Source organism: Chitinophaga ginsengisegetis, assembly GCF_900168065.1.
GTDB classification, from domain to species: Bacteria; Bacteroidota; Bacteroidia; order Chitinophagales; family Chitinophagaceae; genus Chitinophaga; species Chitinophaga ginsengisegetis.
Genome location: NZ_FUZZ01000002.1, coordinates 863,685 through 888,971 on the forward strand (window position 1 = coordinate 863,685; position 25,287 = coordinate 888,971).

Below are 25,287 nucleotides of genomic sequence, written 5' to 3' on the forward strand. Positions count from 1 at the left end.
ACTGTAACACAACAAGATAGACTGTCATGTTGCATCAATAAATGCATAAAATGGCTTGCGCCAAATGTAAACCAAGTTTACAAAAAGTAATATTTTAATACCTTTGTGTCCATTTTAAATGGAATGAATTAACCATTACATAATATATCGTATGGATATTTTCGAGAAACTGCTGAAACATCTGGGCCCTATCGGGGAACATTCAGACAGAGCCCACGGCTATTTTGCCTTTCCTAAACTGGAAGGAGAAATAGGCCCCCGCATGAACTTCCGGGGTAATGAAAAGATTGTATGGAGCCTGAACAACTATCTGGGTTTGGCCAACCACCCGGAGGTGCGCGCTACCGACGCCAAAGCTGCTGCAGACTTTGGAATGGCGTCTCCGATGGGAGCGCGTATGATGAGCGGAAATACCAACTACCATGAGCAGCTGGAAAATGAGCTGTCTGATTACATGGGTAAAGAAGCGACTACCTTACTGAACTACGGCTACCAGGGCATCATGAGTGCCATTGATGCGATAGTAGGCCGCAGGGATGTAATTGTGTATGACGCAGAGTGCCACGCCAGTATCCTGGATGGTTTACGCCTGCACCCCGGCAAACGTTATGTGTTCAAGCATAACGATATGGAAGATTTCGACAAGCAGATGAAACGTGCAACTGAACTGGCTAAAACCCAGGGTGGTGGTATACTTGTGGTAACAGAAGGCGTGTTTGGCATGGCCGGCGACCAGGGTAAACTGAAGGAAATTGCTGCGTTTAAAGATAAATATGAGTTCCGCCTGCTGGTTGATGATGCCCACGGCTTTGGAACAATGGGTAAAACCGGCGCCGGTACCGGCGAAGAACAGGGCGTTCAGGATAAGATCGACCTGCTGTTCAATACTTTTGCAAAATCCGGTGCATCTATCGGCGCTTTCATCAGCGGCGAAAAACAGATCATCAACTACCTGCGCTATAACATGCGCTCCCAGATCTTCGCTAAATCTATTCCGTTACCAATCGTTATCGGTCACCTGAAACGTGTGCAGCTGATGCGTCAGCATCCTGAAATGAAAGTGAAGCTGTGGGATAATGTGAATAAACTGCAGAATGGTCTGAAAGAACGTGGATTCAATATCGGCAGAACCAATTCACCGGTAACGCCTATCTACCTGCAGGGCGATATTCCTGAAGCTACTGCGATGTGCCTGGATCTGCGCGAAAACTATAACATCTTCTGTTCTATCGTGGTATACCCAGTTATTCCAAAAGGACAGATCATTTATCGCCTGATCCCAACCGCTGCACACAGCGATGAGGATATTGAACTTACCCTCAAGGCATTCAGCGAAACCAAAGCAAAACTGGATGAGAAAGTTTACCAGGTAGCGGAAATCCCGATGGTATAACTGACACACACTATAATATTAAAAGCCTTCCTGCTTTCCAGGAAGGCTTTTCTATTTAAAATGGGAAAAGGCCAGAGGGGTTATGGCAAAAGAAGGTACGGCAAAATAATCGGGAAAAACAAAAAGGGCTGATTTTACTCAGCCCTTTACTTCAAATCGTTCTTTCACTAGGTGTAATTTTTCATTAGATTTCATCAGGACATGGTAGAGAACAACTGGTTTTCATAGAAATTGGAATAACCAAGTGATTCCAAATATTTTATAAAAGTTCTTTTATTTTAATTCGGTCTTTTTATTCATCGATGCTTTCCAAAAATAGGTCAGATTTTACCAAAATCTATAACACATAAGTGGGATTTTGTTAATGGCTTGTTAAAGATTTATACTGCAACAATAAGTCACCCGGATGCCGGGCCTGCCTCTTTTTTTCAAATCCGGTCAATAATTTTCCCTTTTGCGTAAGCCATTCCCGGGTATATCGTGGTAACTTTGCGGCGGAAGCAATACATACTCAATCCTTTAACCATTATGGCGGTGACAAGGCAAGGCGGCAGAAGTGCCTATAGCACTTTCGTTAATTAGGCCCGGGTATATTTTTAAGTCAAACTGATAAGAAACAGGTGTTCAACATTCAATGGAGCAAGCAGTTTTTCCGCCTGCACAGAATCACCGGGCTGGTAGCAGGCGCTATGCTGCTATTGGTAAGCCTTACCGGCAGTGTGCTGGTATTCAGCGATGAAATAGATCATGCAGTATATGCCCATGCCTATCATGTGCCACCGCAGGCTGTTCCCAGAACACTGCAGGAACAAATGAAAGATGCCCGCCAGGCACTTCCGGGAAATCCTTACCTGTTTTTTGTAAGACTTCCCCAGGTACCTGACGAAAGTACCGTGCTGAGAGCCGAATATTCAGCAGATCACAAAGTATACATCTTCCTGAACCCTTATACCGGCAAAATATTACAGCAATACTCCAATACAGGCCATTTTACGGGCTATGTAATGTATTTGCATTTCACCCTGCTGAGTGGTAAAACAGGGGCTATAATCGTCTTAATCACAGGAATAGGGCTATTCCTGTCGGTCCTCACCGGACTGTTTGTTTACAGGCATGCGCTGGGTAAGGTACTCACCTTCCGGCAGCCATTGGAGTGGCATAACCGCACCCGGCGCTGGCGCAACCTGCACCGCATCACCGGTGTATGGGCGCTGCTGTTTAACCTGCTCATCTCTTTTACCGGCTTTATGATGGAGCTGAAAGTAATTGACGCACGGAAAAACACCAAAGCAGGATATACTGCCATCCCTTTTTCCGGCGAATATGAACCCCTGCTCATCAAAGCTACTGCCACTATTCCCGGTTTCCAGGCCACAGGCCTCCGTCCTCCCAAAAAAGCAGGCGACCCGGTACGGATACTTGGTCATGCACATGAATCTGCCTTCTTCGGCGAATACGCCTCGTCGGTATTCATCGATGAAAACGGCGCCGTTAAAAAAAAGGTGGATTTCAGCAATGCTACCATCAGCGATAAATTCAACGCTTCCATCGCTCCCCTTCACTTCGGCAACTATGGCGGCATTATCCTGAAAATCATTTATTCTCTCTTTGCCTTAACCCCTGGTGTATTATCTGTATCAGGATTCCTGATCTGGTATCGCAGAAAGTTTATTATCAAAATACACGGAAACAGAAAATGATGGCTGTTGGCTGAAATAAAAAGGGTTCGCATAACAGCTATGCGAACCCTTTTTTATATTGTTGAAAAGCGGAAAGATTATTTCTTCAGATGCTCTTCAATTGCGGTATCATATGTTTTTTTCCAGGTACTTACATTGCCCCAGTCTTCTCCATTTACTTTAATGGATTCACCGGTTACAACACCCAGTTTTTCGTAGCGTACAGAGTTATCTGATGCATCTACCAAACCATGTAACAGTGCTTCGAACTTCTCTTTATCTGCAGGCTTAACGGTTACCACTACACGGCTCTGGCTTTCACCGAACAGGTAAGCATCTTTACGGAATTTGTTGTTGAGTGCCAGTTCAAAGCCCAGGCCAGATGGCATAGCGCTTTCCAGCAGCGTAACAAATAAACCGCCGTCGCTTACATCGTGTGCGGATTGGATCAGTTTCGCCTTGTTCAGTTTGGTGATGGCCTGTTGCAGGTGCAGTTCTTCATCGAGGTTGAAATGCGGCGCAGGGCTGTATTCTATACCGATGATTTTGTGCAGGTATTCAGAGCTGTTGATATCGTTGCGGCTGCGGCCTACCAGGTATACCAGGTCGCCTTCTTCCTTGAAGTTAAGGGTGATGCGCTGATCCAAAGTATCCAGGATACCCACCATACCAATGGTTGGGGTAGGATACACCGGACCGTCGGGAGACTGGTTATAGAAGCTCACGTTACCACCGGTAACAGGCGTATTGAATTTGCGGCAGGCTTCACCCATACCCTGTACTGCGTGTACAAACTGGTAGTACACTTCCGGATCGTAAGGATTACCGAAGTTGAGGCAGTTGGTGATAGCTACCGGTTCGCCACCGGAGCAAACGATGTTACGTGCAGCTTCTGCTACCGCAATCTGTCCGCCTTTGTGAGGATCGGCAAATACGTAACGGCCGTTACAGTCGGTAGTCATGGCCAGCGCTTTCTTTGTTGGTTTTACCAACACGATAGCGGCATCGCTTGGTGCGTTGGTGCTGGCGTTGGCGGTACCCACCATGCTATCGTACTGGTTATAGATCCAGCGTTTGGAAGCGATGTTTGGTAATGCCACCATTCTTTCTGCTACAAAACGAGGATGTTCTGTATCAGGGATATTCTGAATATCGAATGCTTTTACTTTAGCGAAATAGGCTGGTTCTGTGTAAGCGCGGTGATATTGGGGAGCGCCGCCGCCCAGTACCATACTTTCAGCAGGAACATCTGCTTCCAGTTCGCCGTTCATATAGAACTTCAGGTTTTTATCTTTGGTTACTTCACCGATCTGAACGCAGTGCAGGTCCCATTTCTCGAAGATATCCAGCACTGGTTTTTCTTCTCCTTTCTTCACTACTATCAGCATGCGTTCCTGGCTTTCGCTCAGCAGCATTTCCCATGCTTTCATATCTTTCTGGCGGGTAGGTACTTTATCTAACCAGATGTTCATACCATGTTCGCCTTTCGCGCTCATTTCTGCAGTGGAGCAGGTGATACCGGCAGCGCCCATATCCTGCATACCAATAATAGCATTGGTTTTGATGATTTCCAGGCAGGCTTCCAGCAGTTTCTTTTCCTGGAAAGGATCTCCTACCTGAACGGCCGGTAAATCTTCCACGCTGTCTTCTGTGATATTGGCGGAAGCGAAAGAAGCGCCCCCGATACCATCTTTACCGGTAGCGGAACCAACAATGAAAACAGGATTTCCTTCACCGTATGAAGTAGCGGAAACGGTTTGACCAACTTTTACGATACCTGCGCTGAACGCATTTACGAGTGGGTTGGTGCCGTAGCATTCTTCAAAATAAGTTTCACCGCCTACGGTAGGAACGCCGAAGCAGTTGCCATAGTGGCCTATACCGTGTACAATACCTTTTACCAGGTGTTGTGTTTTCTGATCATTAATATTACCGAAGCGAAGAGAGTTCAGTGCGGCAATGGGACGGGCGCCCATTGTAAAGATATCGCGGTGAATACCACCAACGCCGGTAGCTGCGCCCTGGAAGGGTTCGATAGCGGAAGGGTGGTTATGCGATTCTATTTTAAATACCACCGCGTAGCCATCACCTATATCTACCAGACCGGCATTTTCTTCTCCTGCTTTAACCAGGAGCCTGTCGCCTTCGCGGGGCAGAGACTTCAGCCAGACGATTGAGTTTTTGTAAGAGCAGTGTTCACTCCACATTACTGAGTACATACTTAACTCGGTAAAATTGGGGGTACGGCCTAAAATAGATTTAATTCGTTCAAACTCGTCAGCGGTAAGTCCTAGCTGTTCAGCAATTTCTACGGTGGTTTGCATGTATTTAAGTATAAAAAACGAGATATTTAAAAGAAGTCGCAAAAGTACATGATTTTCCTTCAAATGCCAAGAGTACCCTGTGGTGGCTTTTCTGCTGTTTTTTTGCAGCCCGCTATCATATTATTTATTTTTAAATTCATCAGATTCAAAGTCCATCCGCTCCAAATATTTAATGAAATGATAAAAAAACACCCCTTTTAAAGCCCTAAATGTAATTTTTCAATTAAAATGAACAATTTATTTGCATTTATAGCTATGGATGCGTTCTTTTGTATAAAATAATTTACAGCATGCAATCGTTACGTTTCAAAGCGCTGGAAGGATTAGCTGGCGTAGACTCCACTCTCACCGAACATGACGGTAAAATTACCGATGTATTTGGCAGCAATGTTTTCTCTGGTAAAGTTGTTCGGGAATATCTGAGCGATGAGGCTTATAAGAGCCTGATGAACTCTGTTAAAAATGGCACCAAGCTGGAACGTAAGATGTCCGAGCAGATCGCTTCAGGCATGAAAGCATGGGCGATGAAAAAAGGTGTGACTCACTACACACACTGGTTTCAGCCATTGACCGGCACTACCGCAGAAAAACATGATTCATTTTTCACTTTGAAAGGTGATGGCACTGCACTGGAAACCTTTGATGGTGATGCACTGGTACAACAGGAACCAGATGCTTCCAGTTTCCCTAACGGTGGTTTGAGAGCTACCTTCGAAGCCCGCGGCTACACTGCCTGGGATCCTTCCTCTCCTGCATTCATCCTTGAGCAGGGTTATGGTAAAACACTCTGCATACCTACTATCTTTGTTGCCTACACCGGCGAATCCCTGGATTACAAAGCACCACTGCTGAAAGCACTGGCTGCAATGGACAAAGCTGCAGTAGACGTATGTAACTATTTCGATAAGAACGTTACTAAAGTAACCGGTACCCTGGGTTGGGAACAGGAATACTTCCTGGTAGACGAAACTATGGCTAACGCCCGTCCTGATCTGATCATGACCGGTCGTACCGTTGTTGGTCACGCTCCTTCCAAAGGTCAGCAGCTGGAAGATCACTACTTCGGTGCTATCCCTGAGCGTGCTTACGCTTACATGCGTGATTTCGAAGTAGAATCCTACAAACTGGGTATTCCTTTAAGAACCCGTCATAATGAAGTTGCTCCTTCACAGTTCGAGTGCGCTCCTATATTTGAAGAAGTAAACATCGCAGTGGATCACAACTCCCTGCTGATGGATGTAATGAATAAAGTGGCAAAACGTCACAAACTGAAAGTGTTACTGCACGAGAAACCTTTTGCAGGCATTAACGGTTCCGGTAAACACAACAACTGGAGCATGTCCACCGATACCGGTGTAAACCTGCTGGCTCCCGGTAAAACACCGAAGACCAACCTGATGTTTCTCACTTTCTTTGTGAACACCATTAAAGCGGTGCATGACTATGCTGACCTGATGAGAGCTGCGATTGCTTCTCCAAGCAACGACTTCCGTCTGGGCGCTAACGAAGCACCTCCTGCTATCATTTCCGTATTTACCGGTAAATACCTGTTTGATGTACTGCAGGAAGTTAAAAACCGCGTAAACAACAAGTTCGACGAACAGGACGAAGCTATCCTGAAACTGGATCTGCACCGTCATATTCCTGAACTGTTGCTGGATAACACCGATCGTAACCGTACTTCTCCTTTTGCTTTCACCGGCAACAAGTTTGAATTCCGCGCGGTAGGTTCCTCTGCTAACTGTGCTTCTGCAATGACCGTTCTGAATACTATCATGGCTAAAACCCTGGTTGACTTCAAAGCGGAAGTAGATTCACTGATCGAAAAAGGCGAGAAAAAAGAGATTGCGATCATGCAAACTCTTCGTAAATATATTGTAGATTCGGAAAAAATACTGTTCGAAGGCGACGGATACAGCGAAGAATGGGAGAAAGAAGCTGAAAGAAGAGGTTTACCAAATGTAAAAACCACTCCTAAAGCTTTGGATGCAATGATCACTCCTAAAGCAACCAAACTTTATGCTGAAACCGGCGTTTACAACGAAAAAGAACTGCACGCACGCCACGAAATTCTGCTGGAAGATTATGTGAAGAAAGTGCAGATCGAAGCCCGCGTAATCGGCGATCTCGCTACCAACACCATCCTCCCGTCTGCTATCAGCTACCTGAACGACCTGGTAACTAATATCAACGGCCTGAAAGGAATTGGCCTGGGCGACGAATCAGTAAAAGCTCAAAAACAAATTGCTGCTAAAATAGCTGAACATATTAATGTTATTAGTGAAAATGTACAGGCTATGATCGAGGCGCGTAAGGTAACTAACAAGCTTACCGACAGCCGTCAGAAAGCGATTGACTACTGTGAAAAGATTAAGCCGTACTTTGATGTTATCCGCTACCACTCCGACAAACTGGAGTTCCTGGTGGACGACAAAAAATGGGCGCTGCCTAAATACAGAGAGCTGCTTTTCTTGCGATAAAACCGTAAGATTGTTTTGGTGTATGATTAGCCCCGGATTTTCATCCGGGGCTTTGTTTTTGAAATATCCCCCCGTGTCAGCTTAATAACATCCGGCAGCCGGATACAACTAATTCCTTATCTTCGCTGTACCAAAATTTTTTACATCCTTCCTACTTCCAGATACACCTCAATAGCGAGTTTTTCTTAATCCAAAAAGATCCCCAACATGAAAAAGTGTTACCATCCGGCACTTGGTGCCATCGCCTTGCTATTTACAATGCTGCTCAGCAATTGTGTAAAGCCCCCGATTATTATTCCCGGTCAGAAACATTACCAAGTTGCCCAATTAATGGGAGAGATCCCATTCCACGGGCCGGATACCATCCGGGTCAGCTACAACTCCAAACATTATCCCATCCAGATTGCCGGTCAACACATCAGTACCGGTTATCCCCAGTACTTATTTGGATATGACGACCAGTACAGGCTCAGGATTCTGATAGGCGCCTATTACGACGGTAATCCTGCCTACGAACTGGCGCACAAGTATGTATGTGACTCAAAGAAAAGAGTGATTTCGGACAGCACCTTTGAATTCGGCCACTACGACAGAAATACCCTCACACTGATTGATTTCCATCTTTTATTCTCGGTCAAAAAATATGTATATGATAATCAGGACAGAATTACCCAGGTAACAGAAGAACGCCTCCCTGGCACCTCTTATACCGAAATGCGTACCACTACATTCTTTTACAATTCGTCCGGCAACGCATATAAGATTAATTCTGTCATAAAATATTCTGACAACAGCATCTCCTCCTCTGATGTATTTCCAGTGTACGACAATAAAGTAAACCCTCATCAGCTGCATCCGGTTTGGCAACTGATAGATATTGATTACAGCAGAAACAATGCGTTTATAGCTGATTCATACAATAATTACGGACTGCCGGTACATATTAGTACAGGAGCTAAACTCAGTGAAATTATGTTCCTGTTAAATTCTTTCAGTAGTCTTGAAATCGCTTATGAATATAAGTAAGCCATACTTTCTGCGGATGTAAAAAGCATAAAAAAAGTCCTCCTGATCAGGAGGACTTTTCAAAATAATATATCCGTTACCGTTATACCAGCTTAAACGTTTCTGTAAACTTCGTGGTAAAGTTACCTTTACGGAAGTTTTCATCGCGCATCAGTTGCTGGTGGAAAGGAATCGTTGTTTTTACCCCTTCAATCACAAACTCACTGAGGGCGCGTTCCATTGTGTTGATCGCTTCCTCACGGGTTTGCGCCATGGTGATAATTTTCGCCACCATAGAATCATAGTACGGCGGAATTACATAACCGGCATAGATGTGTGAATCCACTCTCACACCATGACCACCGGGAATATGCAGGGTTGTAATTTTACCCGGAGACGGACGGAAATCGTTGTAAGGATCTTCCGCATTGATACGGCACTCGATGGCGTGCATCTGTGGCGTGTAATTTTTTCCGGAGATAGGAATACCTGCAGCAATCTTGATCTGCTCTTTTACCAGGTCGAAGTTGATCACTTCTTCTGTAACCCCGTGTTCTACCTGGATACGTGTGTTCATTTCCATGAAGTAGAAATTGCGGTGCTTGTCTACCAGGAATTCAATGGTACCTACGCTTTCATAATTAATAGCGCTGGCGGCCCTGATAGCAGCATCTCCCATTTTCTCACGCAGTTCAGGCGTCATGAACGGAGAAGGTGATTCTTCTACCAGCTTCTGGTGACGACGCTGGATAGAGCAATCCCTTTCGCTGAGGTGACATACTTTACCGTATTGATCGCCCGCTACCTGGATTTCAATATGACGGGGTTCTTCCACGAATTTCTCCATGTAGATACCATCATTGCTGAAGGATGCACGGGCTTCATTTTTAGCCATGTTGTAGGCTGTTTCCAGCTCACTTTCTTCCCATACCACACGCATACCTTTACCACCGCCACCGGCAGTAGCTTTGATGATTACCGGAAGGCCCATGCTTTTAGCGATGGCTTTCGCCTCTTCCACGCTCTGGAGCAAACCTTCAGAACCTGGAATAACCGGTACACCGGCAGCAATCATGGTTTCTTTGGCAGTCATCTTATCTCCCATTCTGCGGATCATTTCCGGAGTGGGGCCGATAAACTTAATACCGTGTTCACCACAGATTTCAGCGAAGCGGGCATTTTCTGCCAGGAAGCCATATCCGGGGTGGATCGCATCTGCATTGGTGATTTCTGCAGCTGCCATCAGGTGAGGGATGTTCAGATAAGACTCTGAGCTTTGTGGCTTGCCTATGCATACTGCTTCATCGGCAAATTTCACATGCAGACTGTCTTTATCCGCTGTTGAATAAACTGCCACCGTCTTAATACCCATTTCCTTACAGGTACGGATAATCCGAAGGGCAATTTCACCACGGTTGGCAATCAATATTTTTTTGAACATTGTTTTCCTTATAAGTTAATAATAGCTGTTAGCTTTTAGCTGTTAGCCTTTAGCGATCAGCGCACTACCATTGGTAAGTCTGAAAACTAAAGGCTAACGGGTAAAGGCTATTATTATGGTTCAACTAAAAATAAAGGTTGATCATATTCTACCGGAGAAGCGTCATCTACCAGTACTTTCACGATTTTCCCACTTACTTCACTCTCTATTTCGTTGAATAACTTCATTGCTTCGATGATGCATACCACTTTACCGGAAGTTACTTCGTCACCAACATTTACGAATGGTGCTTTATCCGGACCGGCGCTGCGGTAGAAGGTACCAATCATGGGAGATTTGATGGTTACCAGGTTATCTGCTTTGGCAGGTGCAGCAGGTGCAGCGGCTGGTGCTGCGGTGGCCGGAGCTGCTGCAGGAGTTACAGCGGCTACTGCCTGTACGGGTGCCATAGTTGCAGGAACAGTGATTACCTGCTGAACTTCATTATCCTTCTGCTTTATTGTAATCTTAAACTTGTCCTGTTCAATGCTCAGTTCACTGATATTTGATTTGTTGATCATTTTTACCAGTTCCTGAATCTGTTTAAAGTCCATGTAGACAGTTTTTGGTTTAGAAATATATAGAATATGACAAATACTATTTCACGCATTCAGGAACTTTGTTTCAGAAAGATATCTCTCAGAAACAAAATTCCTTTTCTCCGAAAACCAGTATTTCAGAAATGCTTATGCTTTTACTCTTTCGATGTATTCACCATTTTTGGTGTTCACACGGATCAGTTCTCCTTCGTCTACAAACAGTGGAACCATAACAGTGGCGCCGGTTTCAACAGTAGCTGGCTTCAGGGTACGGGTAGCCGTATCACCTTTCACTCCGGGTTCAGAATAAGTTACCAGTACTACAATTTTATCAGGTAATTCAACAGCCATGTACTGATCGGTTTCTGTATTGATCTGTACACTTACTTCCTGTCCTTCTTTCAGGAACTGAGGTGCATCGATAGCTGTTTCCGGCATAGCGATCTGCTCAAATGTTTCATTGTCCATGAAGTTGTAGCCGGTATCATCTTTATATAAATACTGAAAAGGTTTCTTCTCAATACGGATCGGAAAGATAGTATCACCTGAGTTCCAGGTGTGCTCAATGGAACGGCTATTGTCAACGCCCTTCAATTTAGCCCAAACCTTTGCGGCTGCACGGGCGGTTTTGTTCTGACCAAACTCTACAACAGAATACAAGCTGTTGTCCAGCTTGATAATTAATCCTGTTCTGATATCTGCGGTGGTAGCCATAAATAGGTTACTGATTTTAAGTTAAAAATTTATACGGATTGCAAAAGTAAAAATTTTCGCATATGAACAAGCAACTAATTCCCAAAATTAGAGAGATTAGTCCCTTTTCGGCTCAATTTTCGGCTTTTTTATTCAAATAATGACATTTATCCGGTAATTTTAAACTCAAATCAAGAAACTTTTATAAGTATGCGCTACGTGTTTTTCGTTATTTTAAGCTGTTTACCCGTGTTTTTGATGGCCCAAACGCCTGCTAATTCCAGCACCAAAGCACCTTATTTACAATACCCGATTATACCCGCCTTTCCGCTAAGCCTTGTTGATGGCCACACTATTACCAAAAATGACCTGAAGAAAAATGAGAAAACCATGCTCTTTGTATTCAGTGTAGATTGTGACCACTGCAAACACCTCACCGAGGAAATGTTGAAAAATATAGACAAGTTCAAAAAAACACAGATTGTGATGGTCACTCCCTTCAGAGTGGAACAAATGAAGGAATATTACGACCATTATAAAATCCAGAACTATCCCAACATCATCATGGCCAGTGAACCTTCCCGGCAGATCATGTACTTTTATGACCTCCATTATTTCCCTGGCTTGTATATATATAATAAGAAACAACAGTTTGTAAAAGGTTTTGAGGGAACAGTAAAGCTCGATTCGTTGCTACTTTACCTCAACAAATAATGCTTTGTGAAAATGTAGCCGCCAGCGGATTATTGTAAGGCCGAATCATTACATTTGTTTAATCACATTCATTCTTCACTTTTAAAGCTAAAGACAAAATGAAAGTTACAGTAGTAGGAGCCGGGAATGTAGGCGCAACGTGTGCCAATGTACTGGCCCACAAAGATTTTCTGCAGGAGGTGGTTTTATTGGATATTAAAGAAGGAACGGCTGAAGGTAAGGCGCTGGACACATGGCAGCAGGCTCCCATTGATTATTACAGCACCAAAATTACAGGGGTAACCAACGATTACACCAAAACCGCGAACAGCGATGTAGTGGTAATCACTTCCGGGCTTCCCCGTAAACCAGGTATGAGCAGGGATGACCTGATTTCTACCAATGCCAATATTGTGAAATCGGTTACCGAAAATATTACAAAACATTCTCCGGATGCCATCATTATTATTGTAAGCAACCCGCTGGATGTAATGACCTATTGCAGCTACCTCACCGCAAAGAAAGACAGCAGCAAGGTATTTGGCATGGCAGGCATCCTGGATACTGCCCGTTACCGCGCTTTCCTGGCCGATGAAATAGGCTGCTCACCAAAAGACATCCAGGCGATCCTGATGGGTGGTCATGGCGATACAATGGTTCCTTTGCCACGTTATACCACTGTTGGCGGTATTCCCGTAACAGAACTGGTATCCAACGAAAAACTGGAAGCTATTATCCAGCGCACAAAAGTAGGTGGCGGTGAAATCGTAAACCTCCTCGGTACTTCTGCATGGTATGCTCCCGGCGCCGCAGCTGCACAGATGGTGGAAGCCATTGTAAAAGATGAAAAACGCATTTTCCCCGTTTGCGCATGGCTTACCGGCCAGTACGGACTGAAAGATATTTACCTGGGCGTACCCGTAGTATTGGGCAAAAAAGGAATCGAGAAAATCATCGAACTACAACTCAATCCTGCCGAAAAAGAATTACTGAATACCTCTGCACAACATGTAAAAGAAGTGATGGACGTATTGGATAAAATGCAATCCGCTACTGCCTGATCAGAATTCCACTGACTTTATTCTTTTAAAAAGATGTGGGGAGAAGAAAGCAATACGTCGCTTTCTTCTCCCCACATCTTTTTAAAATCTCTCCTGCTGAATATAAATCCGCATTTATTCGTAATTTTACCCCGATCCTGAAGTCGGCTAAAGCAGTCTAAATGAAGCAGTTCTAAATAGTTTCATAAAATTTGGTTTAACTCTGAATATATGTCTAACCTGGAAAAACTGATTACGCAAAAAACATTTGAAAACGAAAATCAACGAGGTCTGATAAGCCTGATTTTCATCGGGAACTGGATAACGTCCCGTCATCAGCAATTTTTTAAACGCTATGGTATCACCATGCAGCAGTTTAATATCCTGCGGATTCTTCGGGGGCAACATCCCCAGGCTGCCAGCATCAACATCTTAAAGGAAAGAATGCTCGATAAAATGAGCGACGTATCCCGCCTGGTAGAAAGGCTCCGCAAAGCAGACCTGGTGGAACGTAAGAACAGTGAAATGGACAGGCGCGCAGTAGATGTCCGTATCAACGACAAGGGCCTGCAGCTGCTGAAGTTAATCGATAACGAAATCAGGCAACTGGATAACACCCTCCAGTCGTTAAACGAGAAAGAAGTTATCCAGCTGAATAAATTACTGGATAAAATGCTGGACAGCTATCATTAATTAAATCTCTTCCAGGTAGTTAAGATCTTTGCCAAACGTTTCTTCCACCTTCCAGGCTGTAATCAACGCAACGCCAATACAAACCACCGCCACAATAGCCCCGCTTTGAAGGAAAGTAAAATATTTCTGTACTTGTATAAATAAGATAGAGATCAACGGTAGCATTCCCCTTGCAAAGTTAGGAACAGTAGTAGCCACGGTAGCCCGCAGATTGGTACCAAAGCTTTCGGCTGCAATCGTCACAAAAATTGCCCAGAACCCCACGCTGAAGCCGAGTATACAACATACGGTATAAAACACCCATGTTTCCACACCATGCAGGTTTAAATATACTGCTACCATTATCCCGGTTAAAGCGAGGAATAACAGCATCACCTTCCGGCGGCTTCTCCATAACTGGCTGATTAAACCGGAGGCGAAATCGCCCACTACCAGCCCGGCGTAACAAAACGCTATCGCGTCGCCAGGACTGATGGCGCCTTTTACGTTCATCATAGTGGCAAACTTGTTGGAGAAAGCAATGAGGATGCCCACCACAAACCAGGTAGGAGTACCCAGCAACATACATTTCAGGTATTTGATAAACCGTTCGCGGTTGGTGAACAATGCCATAAAACTTCCCCTGGAAGCGGCAGACGACTTTACTGCATTAAACAAATGCGATTCCATAACGCTTACCCGCAGCACCAGCAATGCCAGCCCCAGACCGCCTCCTATGAAATAACAGATGCGCCAGTCGCCCACCAGTTTGGCAATGAGGTTGGCTGCCACTGCGCCGGAAACCCCTACAGTAGCTACAATCATGGTACCATAGCCCCGCTTCTCTTTCGGCAGTATTTCCGACACCAGCGTGATGCCTGCGCCCAGCTCTCCTGCCAGCCCGAAGCCGGCCACAAAGCGCCACAACACGTATCCGTTGATGCCCTGCACAAAACCATTGGCAATATTGGCAACAGAATAAATGAGGATAGAACCGAACAATACGCTCAGCCTTCCTTTTTTATCTCCGATAATACCCCAGAAAATACCCCCGATGAGTAATCCCACCATCTGGATATTAATCAGCAGCAGACCGGCGCCGGCATCAATTTCACTATCGGGTAATCCCAGTGATTTCAAACTCGGAACCCTTACAATTGTAAATAGCAGGAGATCGTAAATATCCACGAAATAGCCCAGCGATGCCACTATAACGGCAATATTGAAAATGGAGACGGGACGGTTGTCGGCTTTCATCTTTTAATTTGGTTGACGATAATAACGGGAATAAAAAAAAGGGCCTCATTTAAAGGCCCTTTTAAAGATATAAAAAATTATAATGGAGAATCAGTTTTTTCTGTTTCAGCAGGTGTGTGTGCATGCTGCGGTTTTGCTTTACCAAATATTACTTTAATAAGTACCGGTAAGGTAGTGATCACTACTATTACCAGGATGATCAGTTCCAGGTGATTTTTCAGATTAGGAAAAGCTCTATCCAGGTAGTGGCCCGCCAGCATCATGGAAAATACCCATGCAAAGGAGCCGATAATATTAAAGAACATAAATTTCTTACCGTCCATGCCAACCATACCCGCCACTATAGGCGCAAAAGTACGGATGATAGGCAGGAAGCGGGCAAAGAAGATAGCGCCGCCGCCATACTTCACAAAAAACTCATGGGCCTGGTGCAGGTGTTTCTTTCTGAAAAAGAAAGTATCCTTCTTCTTAAATAAAATAGGTCCGGATTTTTTACCAAACCAGAAGCCAACCATATTTCCGAGCACACCGGCGGTGGCAATCAGGAACATAATCACCACAAATGGAAGATCAAAGAAGCTGCGGCAAAGGTCTTCGCTGTAGATACCCGCTACAAAGAGCAGGGAATCCCCCGGCAAGAAGAATCCAATGAAAAGACCTGTTTCTGCAAATATAATTGCCAGTAACAGGTAAAGGCCACCATGTTCAATAATCCACGAGGGATTAATGAGGTGTTTAAAAAACTCAATAATCTGGTCCATGCTAAATACGCTATTTCTATTTCTGAAGTGGTAAAATAATCAATAAACTGTTACGCATTTGTTAAGTTAGGCTTTGGCAATATCTTCTGTTGGCGGCGTAAGCTTGTTTTCCCATTTGGAAACCACGGCAGTAGCCATTGCATTTCCGATAACATTTGTGGCAGAACGGCCCATGTCCAGCAGGTGATCCACCCCCAGCAGTAATATCAGGCCGGCTTCAGGGATCTTGAACATCGACAGTGTGCCGGCAATTACCACCAGGGAAGCGCGGGGTACGCCCGCAATACCTTTACTGGTAATCATTAATACCAGCAACATAGTAATCTGCTGGTCGATGCTCAGGTGCATACCATATGCCTGGGCAATAAATAAGCTGGCAAAGGTCATGTACATCATAGATCCATCCAGGTTAAAGGAGTAGCCCAGGGGTAATACAAAGCTGACAATGCGGCTGTCGCAGCCAAATTTTTCCAGCTCTTCCATTGTGCGTGGATAGGCCGCTTCACTGCTGGCTGTGCCAAAAGCCAGTAACAGCGGGGCTTTGATCATTCCCAGGAGTTTGAATACCTGTTTGCCCAGGATCAGTCCACCCACCAGGGAAATAACCACCCACAAACACAGGAGTCCGAAATAAAACTGTAAAATAAACTTACCATAGGTTACCAGTACAACAGGGCCTTTCAGGGCGATGATACCGGCCATAGCGCCAAATACTGCGAACGGGGCGAAGTTCATTACAAAACCGGTTACTTTCAGCATGATGTGGGCAACACTGTCCAGCAGCTTTACCACCGGGTTGGCTTTTTCACCTATGGCTGCCGCTGCTACGCCAAAGAAAATGGCAAATACCACGATCTGTAGTATTTCATTATGCGCCATTGCATCTACTACGCTGTCCGGTACTACGTGACGGAAAAATCCTTTCAGGGTCATATCCGCCTTGGCAATGCCGGAAGAGGCATGTTCATCAGGCAGGGGCAACGCCAGTGATAATCCTGGTTTGAGCAGGTTAACCAATACCAGGCCGAGAAACAATGATACAAAGGTTGCACTGATAAACCACAGCATCGTTTTTCCGCCGATACGGCCAACGGCTTTTATGTCGCCCAGCTTGGCCACTCCCACCACGAGGGTGGAGAATACCAGCGGGGCAATGATCATTTTAACAAGACGGAGGAAGATATCTGTAAGAATGGAGATATTATCAGCGAAGATCTGCGGTGTGTCTTTGGCTCCTGTTGTAACAGGAGCATTACCATAGGTAAGGAAAACACCGTAACCTGTGCCTATTCCGATTACCATAGCAATGAATATATATAAAGTAAGCAGATTCGATGATTTCTTCATGCGTAGCCAGAATTTATCTTGTATAATTAAAAGTTGTAACCGGAAAATTTCCCAAAAATAAGGTTAAGCAGCTAAACATGCGCTTTAGCAGGTAAAATAAAACTATCTGTTTTTGATTTTAGATATTATATTTGGCGATCAACAGAATACAACAACAACTAAACTACCTTAAAACATCAACCACAATACGACTGCGTATGAGCAAACTCTTTGCTAAAAAACAACTGTCTGTTTTATTGGCCGAAGCTGGAGAATCTGAAAAGGGTCTGAAAAGGACGCTTGGTGCAGGTTCTCTTATAGCATTAGGTATTGGCGCTATTATTGGCGCCGGCCTCTTTGTAAGAACAGCTGCAGCTGCCGGTCAACATGCCGGACCTGCTGTCACCATTTCCTTCATTATTGCTGCTATAGGTTGTGCGCTGGCTGGTTTATGCTACGCAGAATTTGCTTCCATGATTCCTATTGCCGGAAGCGCCTATACTTATTCCTATGCTACACTGGGAGAATTTATTGCCTGGATCATTGGTTGGGACCTTGTGCTGGAATATGCGCTGGGAGCGGCTACCGTAGCTATTGGCTGGTCGCAGTATCTCAACAAGCTGCTTACCAATGTCTTTCACGTCACGATACCGTACCAGTGGTGTCACAGTCCTTTTGAAACGTCCGATGCCGGTGTACAGGGTATCATGAACGTTCCATCCCTGTTCATCCTGCTGGCGCTCACGATGCTGCTGATCAGGGGAACACAGGGTTCTGCCATCGTGAATAACATCATCGTTATCACCAAAGTAGCCATCGTACTGTTATTCATCTTCCTGGGATGGAAATTTATCAACCCTGCTAACCATACGCCTTTTACCATTCCTGCAGATGCCGGTACAGTAAAAATGCACAATGGTCAGATCGTGGATTATTCCAACTTCTGGAATCATGGCTGGGCCGGGGTGCTCAGGGGGGCCGGGGTAGTATTCTTTGCTTTCATTGGTTTTGATGCGGTATCTACTGCTGCACAGGAAACCAAGAATCCTAAAAAGAATATGCCGATTGGTATCCTCGTGTCACTGGCAGTTTGTACCTTATTGTATATCCTGTTTTCTTTTGTGCTTACGGGTATCGCGCCTTTCACCGACTTCCTGAAAGCAGGTGGTGAAGCGTCTGTAGCTTACGCTATTGATACTTATATGCCTGGTTACTCCTGGTTGTCTACTTTCATCACCGTGGCTATCCTGGCGGGGTTCTCCTCCGTTATCCTGGTGATGTTGCTGGGTCAGACAAGGGTATTTTACTCTATGAGTAACGATGGACTGGTACCTGCTGTTTTTGCCAAACTGCATCCTAAATACCGTACTCCTTACCGTTCACAGTGGATGTTCTTCGTTTTCGTATCCCTGTTTGCTGCGTTCATTCCGGACAATGTGGTGGGTGATATGACCAGTATAGGTACCCTGTTTGCCTTTGTGCTGGTGTGTATTGGTATTATTGTAATGCGTAAAACCAACCCGGAAATACCGCGCGCCTTTAAAACACCGTGGGTGCCGTTTGTTCCTTTGCTGGGAGCGGCTTTCTGCCTTACCATGATCATTAGCCTCGGTATAGAAAACTGGGCGCGTTTGTTTGTATGGCTGGGGATTGGCTTTGTTGTTTACTTCGGCTATAGTGTAAAACACAGTAAGGCCCGTAAATTATTGAAATAGTTTAGGAAGATTAATACTTCCGGATATCATATGAAGCGGAGAACAGAACAAAGGGGTTTACCCTTGTTTTGTTCTCCGCTTTAGTTAAAATCAGGGGAATCCGCTATTCTGGTACCTGAAAATCCTTATTTTTGCGTTCTGTTTTTAAAAGTCATAATAAATATATCCACTCCAATGGGAAGAATATTTGAAGTAAGAAAATCGACCATGTTTGCCCGCTGGGATAAGATGGCGAAAGCATTTTCAAGAATAGGTAAGGAAATAGCCATCGCCGTGAAGGCGTCTGGTCCTGATCCGGATAACAACCCCGCACTCCGCCGCTGCATTCTCAATGCCAAGAGTGTTAACATGCCTAAAGACCGTGTAGACGCAGCTATCAAGCGTGCTATGGGTAAAGACAAAACTGATTATGAAGAAGTTGTGTATGAAGGCTATGCTCCTCATGGTGTGGCAGTGATCATTGACACCGCTACCGATAATACTACCCGTACTGTAGCCAATCTGCGTATGCACTTCACCAAAGGTGGTGGCAGCTTGGGTAACAGCGGATCTGTTGGATTTTTATTTAACCGTGTAGGTGAATTCAAAATAAAGAATGCCGGCCAGGATCTGGAAGAACTGGAACTGGAACTGATTGATTTTGGTTTGGAAGAAGTGGGAGAAGATAGTGAAGGCAACATCATTATCCGTGCTGCATTTACCGAATTTGGCAACATGGCTAAAGCGCTGGAAGAAAAAGGACTGGAAGTGATCAGCTCTGAGCTGAAGCGTATCCCAACCACCACTGTTGAACTGAATGATGAGCAGGCAAAAGAAGTACTGGAACTGGTGGATCGTTTGGAGCAGGATGAAGATGTACAGCAGGTTTTCTACAATCTGAAATAGGATATTACTCCATATAAAAAAGGAAACGTCCGCCATTACGGCGGACGTTTTCCATTGGATACGGTTAACTTTCTAAAACCAAAAAACAGCTAAACTTTAGCGATGGTGTGTGTGCGTCCCAGGTCATCTGCGATGAACATGAGTCCCTTGCCGTGGTAGGTTTCAAGTCTTACGGCAGGGTCTTGCGCAATGTGTTTACGAAGACGGGTCAGATAAACGTCCATCACACGTGAAGCGAAAAAATCTTCCTGTCCCCAGATAACGGACAGGATATCATCTTTCTTCAGTTTTTTATTAGAATTCTCGCATAGAAAGCGAAGCAACTCCGCTTCTTTTGGGGCCATACGAACATGGGAGTCGGCATTTTTGTGCCGGATATGATATTGTGAATAATCGAAGATCAGGTTACTGATGGTGTATACTACGCGGCGCTCACTTTTCAGTAGCCGGCTGCGTTTCAGGTATACTTCCACACGGCAGATCATTTCCTGCATATTGAAGGGCTTGGTGATATAGTCATCCGCGCCGGCTTCAAATCCCTGCAGCCTGTCCTGTTCCATATAACGGGACGAAGTAAAAATGATGGGGATGTTTTCATCCATCGACCGGATGTCTCCTGCAAGGGCAAACCCGTCTTTTTTAGGCATTACCACATCCAGTATGCACAGGTCAAATACATGTTTCTGGAATTTTTCCCAACCTTCCTGGCCGTTCTCGCAGAAGTTTACGTTGTAACCGGCGCGCTCCAGGTGTCTTTTTACCACTTTGGCAAAAAATACATCGTCCTCTACCAAAAGAATGCTTGATTGCATGTAACGTTGGTTTTAAGCGAAATAAATAGATTTTAGTTGCAGACGTACCTTTAAATAAGTGTAGTAGGTACCTTTATCCAAAAATAAATAACATAATCATAACCCCGGTCATCCATCCTATTCACTTCTGAAGGCATCATTCATTTCAACCATTCAGTTACGCGGTATACCCCAAAGACTACTATTTTCTGTTTTGCACTTCTACTTACTATAACCTGTTTATTCGCTTAACGGGTAATCCTAATTGATAATATTTTTAGGATTTCCTTCCAGGAAGGCTTTTACGTTTTCCACTGATGTATGCATCAACCGTTTCCGGGCGGCTTGGGTAGCCCAGGCAATATGTGGTGTAATAATGGTATTAGGTGCGGTGATCAAAGGATTTCCTGCCGGTGGCGGCTCTGTGGATAATACATCCAGCGCAGCGCCGGCAATAATTCCATTTTCCAGAGCCTCCGCCAGATCAGCCTCCCGGATCAACGGACCGCGACTGGTATTTACCAGGAAGGCATTTTTTTTCATCGTGGCCAGCAGGGCGGCGTTCACAAACTCTTTATTGGCCGGATTCAGCGGGCAATGCAACGATATAATATCTGCCTCCCGGAAGCAGGTAGCCAGGTCCACAAAAGTAACGCCGGGCATGGCGTCCCTGTCGGGGTGTTTATGATGGGCTATCACTTTCATCCCAAACGCCAGGGCAATACGGGCCACCGCCTGTCCTATCTGCCCCAGTCCAACTATACCCAGCGTGTTGCCCGCCAGTTCTGTGAGCGGCGTTTTCCAATAACTGAAATCAATACTGCTGCTCCACTCCCCTGCCCGCACACTTGCAGCATGCAAACCTGTATGATGGCATAATTCAAGGATCAGCGCAAAAGTCAGCTGCGCAACAGAGGTAGTGCTGTATGCCGGTACATTCGTTACCGGAATATGACGGCTTCTTGCTGCCTGTATATCCACTATATTAAACCCTGTAGCCGTTACGCCTATATATTCCAGTTGTGGCAACTGCTGAATAGTTTCCCCGCTTACGATAGCCTTGTTGGTTAAGATGATATGTGCATCCTTTGATCTGGCGGCTACTTCCTTTTCGGGTGTACGATCGTATAACGTTACGTTGCCCAATGCCTGTAACCCGCTCCAGTCGAGGTCGCCGGGGTTTAGTGTATGCCCGTCGAGTACTACAATATTTTTCATGGTCTTCGTTTTATCAAACAAGATACATCATACATGAAATAATCATTAACTCCATTTCCATCTCTTTCTGCATCCAAAAAATCATCTCACCTTTGCTGCGCCATAATAGCAAAATACCTCTAAGCCTGCAAACTGCTTAATTTAAGAAGCCACCATATCAGCAGATAAATGCTGTTATGGTGGCTTCGCCAATTAAAAGAAAAGCCGGCTCCTGTTAAGGTAACCGGCTTTAGTATGATTTGAAAGTGCAGCTATTCCTGCATCATCTCCATAATTACTTTTACTACATCTTCTGTATTGGGCTTGGAGAAATAATCCCCGTCGGAGCCATAAGCCGGGCGATGGGCCTGCGCACTCATTGTGCGGGGCGATACGTCCAGCCAGCGGTAGCCGCCTTGTTTTTCAATTACCTGCTGGAACATGTAAGCAGTTCCGCCACCAGGCACATCTTCATCTATAAAGAGGATGCGGTTGGTTTTCTGTAATGACTCCACAATACTATGATGGATGTCGAATGGCAGTAAAGTCTGCACATCGATCAGCTCACAGGAGATTCCTGTTTCCGCCAGTGTCACCATTGCTTCTTCCACAATACGCGTCATAGAACCATAGGTAACAATGGTTACATCTGTTCCTTCATGCAGTATTTCCGGTATGCCCAATGGTACGGTGTAGGTTTCCAGGTTGGCCGGTAATTTTTCTTTCAGACGGTAACCATTTAAAGATTCTATCACCAGGGCCGGTTCGTTGGCCTGTAACAATGTGTTATACATTCCTGCTGCCTGAACCATGTTACGTGGCACACACACGTGCATGCCGCGCAGGGAATTGATGATCATGCCCATTGGGGAGCCGCTGTGCCAGATGCCTTCCAGGCGATGGCCGCGGGTACGTACTATCAGCGGGCAGTGCATAATTCCTTTGGTGCGGTATTGCAGGGAAGCCACGTCATCGCTGAGTGGCTGCAGGCCGTACAGGAGGTAGTCGAGATACTGGATTTCAGCAATGGGGCGCAGGCCGCGCAATGCCAGTCCTATTCCCTGTCCCATGATGGTCAGTTCACGGATACCGGTATCGGCTATACGTACTTTACCATGTTTCTGTTGCAGTCCGGCAAAGCCCTGGTTCACGTCGCCAATCTTCCCTACATCTTCCCCGAAAGCAAATACGCGGTCGTTGTTGGTAAACAGCTGATCAAAATATTTATTCAGTATTTCGTAGCCGTTTACGGTGATACTGTCTGCTTCGTATGCGGCCGGTACTACCGGTACATTCAGGGCAGAGTTCACACCAGTGGCGTGGAGCAGTGTATTATACACTTCCTTTTCGCCGGCCAGGTAAGTATCATAATATTGCTGCAATGCCTGTATGGCGGCATCTGATTTCAGGTGCCGGTGTTTCAGGAGGATCATGGCGCTGGCCTTCAGGATATCGCGGCGGAGCGGCTCGCGGTTATTCTGCAGGTCGCGGATGAACGTGTTGATCATGTTTGCATCGGCGCCTTCAATAGCGGCTACCGGTGCTGCCAGGGCAGTAAACGACTGCACCTGTTCTTTGATTGGTGTGATATATTTTTCCCAGGCAGCTTTGCGGGCGTTCTGTGCTTTTACTTTTGCTTCTGCTTCAACAGCGCGCAGGGTTTCCTCTTCGCATAAAGCATTTTCGATAATCCAGGAACGCATCTTCACATTGCAGTCGAATTCCCGTTCCCAGGAAAGACGTTCCTTGCTTTTGTACCGTTCGTGTGAACCACTGGTAGAGTGGCCCTGGGGCTGGGTGATTTCTTCCACATGAAACAGTGCAGGGATGTGCGTTTCGCGGATCTTGCGGATAGCCGCTTCAAACACTTCGCACATGCCGGCATAATCCCAGCCTTTTACATTATATATATCAAATCCGTTGGATTCTTCCGTTTTCCGGAAGCCTTCCAGTGCGGCGCTGATTGAGCCTTTGGTAGTTTGATATTTGCGGGGTACGGAAATACCGTAACCATCGTCCCATACAAATACGGCGAGTGGCACCTGTAAAACACCGGCGGCATTCATGGTTTCCCAGAAATGGCCTTCCGACGTAGAGGCGTCACCGATAGTAGCGAAACAGATTTCGTTACCGTTGTTGGAAAGATTTTTATATGAATGCAAGGCTTCTACCTCACGAAACATTTTAGAGGCATAGGCAAGGCCCAGTGCGCGGGGCATTTGCCCGGCTGTAGGCGCCATGTCGGCAGCAGAGTTTTTCATCTGCGTCAGATTGAGCCAGTTGCCATCCTGATCAAGATTCGGGGTGGCATAATGGGAGTTCATCTGCCGGCCGCCTGAAAAAGGGTCATTTTCCAGGTCGGGATCTGCATATAACTGCGAAAAGAATTGTTCGGGAGTGGCGATACCAGTGGCAAATGCAACAGTTTGGTCGCGGTAATAACCGGAACGGAAGTCCCCTGGCTGAAAGTATTTTGACATTGCTATCTGCGCCACTTCTTTTCCATCTCCAAAAATGCCAAACTTTGCCTTACCTGTAAGCACTTCCTTACGGGCCAGCAGACTAACTTCCCTGCTTTCGCAGGCCAACCTGTAATCATTAAGCACCTCCTTACGGAACTCTTCGAATGATAACCGGCTTTCTAAATTCATAGCTAGTTCGTTATTTTCTATCATGCCTCATGGTTAAAGTACAAAAGTAAGGTTAATTATACAGTTGAAAAATGCTGTGAATCTTTCATTTAAAATAATCTGATTTTTTTTAATAAGATTTTAATAAATTGTAAGGTTTATAATGCTTTTTGGCTGTAAATTTGTTCTAACCAAGAAAGATATCAATATTTTTTAACCGGTCGCTTTAAAACCATCATATGAAAATGAAAAAATTTATCTTATCCCTGTTTGCGAGCATGCTGCTGACTACAGCGCTGTGGGCCCAGACCGCTCCAGCACAGAATCCGGCAGATACAAAAGTAAAATTTGCCAAAGAAACTGTTGATTTTGGTAAAACTGAATTAAACAAGCCAGTTACTGTTGATTTTGAATTTACTAACATTTCCAAAGAACCGGTGTTGATTGAAGCTGCCCGTGCAAGTTGCGGCTGCACTACCCCTAAATGGACGCAGGAACCTATTTTACCTGGTAAAAAAGGTAAAGTAACCGCGAGCTACAGCGCAAACGGTTTAGGTCAGCAGAATAAAACCATCTGGGTAAAGTTCAGAGGCGTGGATCAGGACAAGGAACTGCACTTAACAGGTACAGTTGGTTCCAACAACAAGTAACTACCACACTTTAAAACATACTAAGACCTTACAGCACATGCTGTAAGGTTTTTTTGTTGCCCATCCTATCCCCTATC

General features: G+C 45.2%; 20 protein-coding genes. 10 read left to right on the forward strand and 10 right to left on the reverse strand.

All coding sequences use genetic code 11. The features are described from left to right. Positions 1-151 precede the first annotated feature (151 nt). Together B5Z18_RS17280 and B5Z18_RS17285 are read left to right on the forward strand one after the other, a co-directional pair. Positions 152-1,393: an aminotransferase class I/II-fold pyridoxal phosphate-dependent enzyme gene (locus B5Z18_RS17280; protein ID WP_079470727.1), complete on the forward strand. Its 1,242-nt coding sequence runs from the start codon at positions 152-154 to the stop codon at positions 1,391-1,393. Positions 1,394-2,013: 620 nt separating this feature from the next. Next, positions 2,014-3,093 (forward strand): PepSY-associated TM helix domain-containing protein, encoded by a 1,080-nt coding sequence (locus tag B5Z18_RS17285; protein ID WP_079470728.1) that lies wholly within the window; start codon positions 2,014-2,016, stop codon positions 3,091-3,093. Between the two features lie 77 nt (positions 3,094-3,170). Here the strand turns inward: B5Z18_RS17285 and purL are convergent, their stop codons facing one another. Continuing rightward, positions 3,171-5,396 (reverse strand): phosphoribosylformylglycinamidine synthase subunit PurL, encoded by a 2,226-nt coding sequence (gene purL, locus B5Z18_RS17290; protein ID WP_079470729.1) that lies wholly within the window; start codon positions 5,394-5,396, stop codon positions 3,171-3,173. A gap of 290 nt (positions 5,397-5,686) precedes the next feature. On the opposite strand from purL, the gene B5Z18_RS17295 reads away from it, so the two are divergent. Both B5Z18_RS17295 and B5Z18_RS17300 read left to right on the forward strand, forming a co-directional pair. Continuing rightward, positions 5,687-7,876, forward strand: coding sequence for a glutamine synthetase III family protein (locus tag B5Z18_RS17295; protein WP_079470730.1), 2,190 nt, complete (start codon positions 5,687-5,689; stop codon positions 7,874-7,876). A 207-nt stretch (positions 7,877-8,083) separates the two neighbouring features. Further along, positions 8,084-8,902, forward strand: coding sequence for a hypothetical protein (locus tag B5Z18_RS17300; RefSeq protein WP_079470731.1), 819 nt, complete (start codon positions 8,084-8,086; stop codon positions 8,900-8,902). A gap of 82 nt (positions 8,903-8,984) precedes the next feature. Here B5Z18_RS17300 and accC read toward each other — a convergent pair whose 3' ends face one another. The 3 genes from accC to efp all read right to left on the reverse strand — a co-directional run bounded on the left by accC (position 8,985) and on the right by efp (position 11,614). Continuing rightward, positions 8,985-10,322 carry an acetyl-CoA carboxylase biotin carboxylase subunit gene (gene accC / locus B5Z18_RS17305; protein WP_079470732.1) on the reverse strand — a complete coding sequence of 446 codons (1,338 nt, stop codon included), beginning with the start codon at positions 10,320-10,322 and terminating at the stop codon, positions 8,985-8,987. A 113-nt stretch (positions 10,323-10,435) separates the two neighbouring features. Continuing rightward, positions 10,436-10,915, reverse strand: coding sequence for an acetyl-CoA carboxylase biotin carboxyl carrier protein (gene accB, locus B5Z18_RS17310; protein WP_079470733.1), 480 nt, complete (start codon positions 10,913-10,915; stop codon positions 10,436-10,438). A 132-nt stretch (positions 10,916-11,047) separates the two neighbouring features. Continuing rightward, positions 11,048-11,614, reverse strand: a complete 567-nt coding sequence (gene efp / locus B5Z18_RS17315) for an elongation factor P (RefSeq protein WP_079470734.1) — start codon at positions 11,612-11,614, stop codon at positions 11,048-11,050. Between the two features lie 189 nt (positions 11,615-11,803). Here efp and B5Z18_RS17320 point away from each other — a divergent pair, with 189 nt between their 5' ends. The 3 genes from B5Z18_RS17320 to B5Z18_RS17330 all read left to right on the forward strand — a co-directional run bounded on the left by B5Z18_RS17320 (position 11,804) and on the right by B5Z18_RS17330 (position 14,019). Next, complete coding sequence (locus B5Z18_RS17320) at positions 11,804-12,307, forward strand: peroxiredoxin family protein (protein WP_079470735.1); 504 nt, start codon at positions 11,804-11,806, stop codon at positions 12,305-12,307. Between the two features lie 98 nt (positions 12,308-12,405). After that, positions 12,406-13,347 (forward strand): malate dehydrogenase, encoded by a 942-nt coding sequence (gene mdh, locus B5Z18_RS17325; RefSeq protein ID WP_079470736.1) that lies wholly within the window; start codon positions 12,406-12,408, stop codon positions 13,345-13,347. A gap of 210 nt (positions 13,348-13,557) precedes the next feature. Beyond that, positions 13,558-14,019 (forward strand): MarR family winged helix-turn-helix transcriptional regulator, encoded by a 462-nt coding sequence (locus B5Z18_RS17330; RefSeq protein ID WP_079470737.1) that lies wholly within the window; start codon positions 13,558-13,560, stop codon positions 14,017-14,019. On the opposite strand, the gene B5Z18_RS17335 is transcribed toward B5Z18_RS17330, so the two are convergent. From B5Z18_RS17335 to B5Z18_RS17345, 3 genes are all read right to left on the reverse strand, one after another. Further along, a complete protein-coding gene (locus B5Z18_RS17335) occupies positions 14,020-15,255 on the reverse strand; it encodes an MFS transporter (protein ID WP_079470738.1) in 1,236 nt (411 codons plus the stop codon). Between the two features lie 77 nt (positions 15,256-15,332). After that, positions 15,333-16,016: a DedA family protein gene (locus B5Z18_RS17340; protein WP_079470739.1), complete on the reverse strand. Its 684-nt coding sequence runs from the start codon at positions 16,014-16,016 to the stop codon at positions 15,333-15,335. A 66-nt stretch (positions 16,017-16,082) separates the two neighbouring features. Further along, entirely contained in the window at positions 16,083-17,363 is a 1,281-nt protein-coding gene (locus B5Z18_RS17345) for a dicarboxylate/amino acid:cation symporter (protein ID WP_079470740.1), read from the reverse strand. 197 nt (positions 17,364-17,560) lie between these two features. On the opposite strand from B5Z18_RS17345, the gene B5Z18_RS17350 reads away from it, so the two are divergent. Both B5Z18_RS17350 and B5Z18_RS17355 read left to right on the forward strand, forming a co-directional pair. Further along, a complete protein-coding gene (locus tag B5Z18_RS17350; protein ID WP_079470741.1) occupies positions 17,561-19,057 on the forward strand; it encodes an amino acid permease in 1,497 nt (498 codons plus the stop codon). A gap of 174 nt (positions 19,058-19,231) precedes the next feature. Then, the gene (locus tag B5Z18_RS17355; protein ID WP_079470742.1) at positions 19,232-19,942 is read left to right on the forward strand and encodes a YebC/PmpR family DNA-binding transcriptional regulator; all 711 of its coding nucleotides are present in this window, start codon (positions 19,232-19,234) and stop codon (positions 19,940-19,942) included. Between the two features lie 89 nt (positions 19,943-20,031). Here the strand turns inward: B5Z18_RS17355 and B5Z18_RS17360 are convergent, their stop codons facing one another. The 3 genes from B5Z18_RS17360 to B5Z18_RS17370 form a co-directional block, all read right to left on the reverse strand. Next, positions 20,032-20,754, reverse strand: coding sequence for a response regulator transcription factor (locus B5Z18_RS17360; RefSeq protein WP_079470743.1), 723 nt, complete (start codon positions 20,752-20,754; stop codon positions 20,032-20,034). A 240-nt stretch (positions 20,755-20,994) separates the two neighbouring features. Next, the gene (locus B5Z18_RS17365) at positions 20,995-21,951 is read right to left on the reverse strand and encodes a D-2-hydroxyacid dehydrogenase (protein WP_079470744.1); all 957 of its coding nucleotides are present in this window, start codon (positions 21,949-21,951) and stop codon (positions 20,995-20,997) included. Positions 21,952-22,202: 251 nt separating this feature from the next. Then, positions 22,203-24,581, reverse strand: a complete 2,379-nt coding sequence (locus B5Z18_RS17370) for an alpha-ketoacid dehydrogenase subunit alpha/beta (protein ID WP_235015949.1) — start codon at positions 24,579-24,581, stop codon at positions 22,203-22,205. Between the two features lie 224 nt (positions 24,582-24,805). On the opposite strand from B5Z18_RS17370, the gene B5Z18_RS17375 reads away from it, so the two are divergent. Beyond that, complete coding sequence (locus B5Z18_RS17375) at positions 24,806-25,210, forward strand: DUF1573 domain-containing protein (protein WP_079471001.1); 405 nt, start codon at positions 24,806-24,808, stop codon at positions 25,208-25,210. Positions 25,211-25,287 lie beyond the last annotated feature (77 nt).

Bases quoted from the DNA above. Each gene is read 5' to 3' on its own strand.
- B5Z18_RS17280 (WP_079470727.1), top strand. From the start codon at position 152: ATGGATATTTTCGAGAAACTGCTGAAACATCTGGGCCCTATCGGGGAA.
- purL (WP_079470729.1), bottom strand. From the start codon at position 5,396: ATGCAAACCACCGTAGAAATTGCTGAACAGCTAGGACTTACCGCTGAC.
- B5Z18_RS17295 (WP_079470730.1), top strand. From the start codon at position 5,687: ATGCAATCGTTACGTTTCAAAGCGCTGGAAGGATTAGCTGGCGTAGAC.
- B5Z18_RS17300 (WP_079470731.1), top strand. From the start codon at position 8,084: ATGAAAAAGTGTTACCATCCGGCACTTGGTGCCATCGCCTTGCTATTT.
- accC (WP_079470732.1), bottom strand. From the start codon at position 10,322: ATGTTCAAAAAAATATTGATTGCCAACCGTGGTGAAATTGCCCTTCGG.
- accB (WP_079470733.1), bottom strand. From the start codon at position 10,915: ATGGACTTTAAACAGATTCAGGAACTGGTAAAAATGATCAACAAATCA.
- efp (WP_079470734.1), bottom strand. From the start codon at position 11,614: ATGGCTACCACCGCAGATATCAGAACAGGATTAATTATCAAGCTGGAC.
- B5Z18_RS17320 (WP_079470735.1), top strand. From the start codon at position 11,804: ATGCGCTACGTGTTTTTCGTTATTTTAAGCTGTTTACCCGTGTTTTTG.
- mdh (WP_079470736.1), top strand. From the start codon at position 12,406: ATGAAAGTTACAGTAGTAGGAGCCGGGAATGTAGGCGCAACGTGTGCC.
- B5Z18_RS17330 (WP_079470737.1), top strand. From the start codon at position 13,558: ATGTCTAACCTGGAAAAACTGATTACGCAAAAAACATTTGAAAACGAA.
- B5Z18_RS17335 (WP_079470738.1), bottom strand. From the start codon at position 15,255: ATGAAAGCCGACAACCGTCCCGTCTCCATTTTCAATATTGCCGTTATA.
- B5Z18_RS17340 (WP_079470739.1), bottom strand. From the start codon at position 16,016: ATGGACCAGATTATTGAGTTTTTTAAACACCTCATTAATCCCTCGTGG.
- B5Z18_RS17345 (WP_079470740.1), bottom strand. From the start codon at position 17,363: ATGAAGAAATCATCGAATCTGCTTACTTTATATATATTCATTGCTATG.
- B5Z18_RS17350 (WP_079470741.1), top strand. From the start codon at position 17,561: ATGAGCAAACTCTTTGCTAAAAAACAACTGTCTGTTTTATTGGCCGAA.
- B5Z18_RS17355 (WP_079470742.1), top strand. From the start codon at position 19,232: ATGGGAAGAATATTTGAAGTAAGAAAATCGACCATGTTTGCCCGCTGG.
- B5Z18_RS17360 (WP_079470743.1), bottom strand. From the start codon at position 20,754: ATGCAATCAAGCATTCTTTTGGTAGAGGACGATGTATTTTTTGCCAAA.
- B5Z18_RS17365 (WP_079470744.1), bottom strand. From the start codon at position 21,951: ATGAAAAATATTGTAGTACTCGACGGGCATACACTAAACCCCGGCGAC.
- B5Z18_RS17370 (WP_235015949.1), bottom strand. From the start codon at position 24,581: ATGAATTTAGAAAGCCGGTTATCATTCGAAGAGTTCCGTAAGGAGGTG.
- B5Z18_RS17375 (WP_079471001.1), top strand. From the start codon at position 24,806: ATGAAAAAATTTATCTTATCCCTGTTTGCGAGCATGCTGCTGACTACA.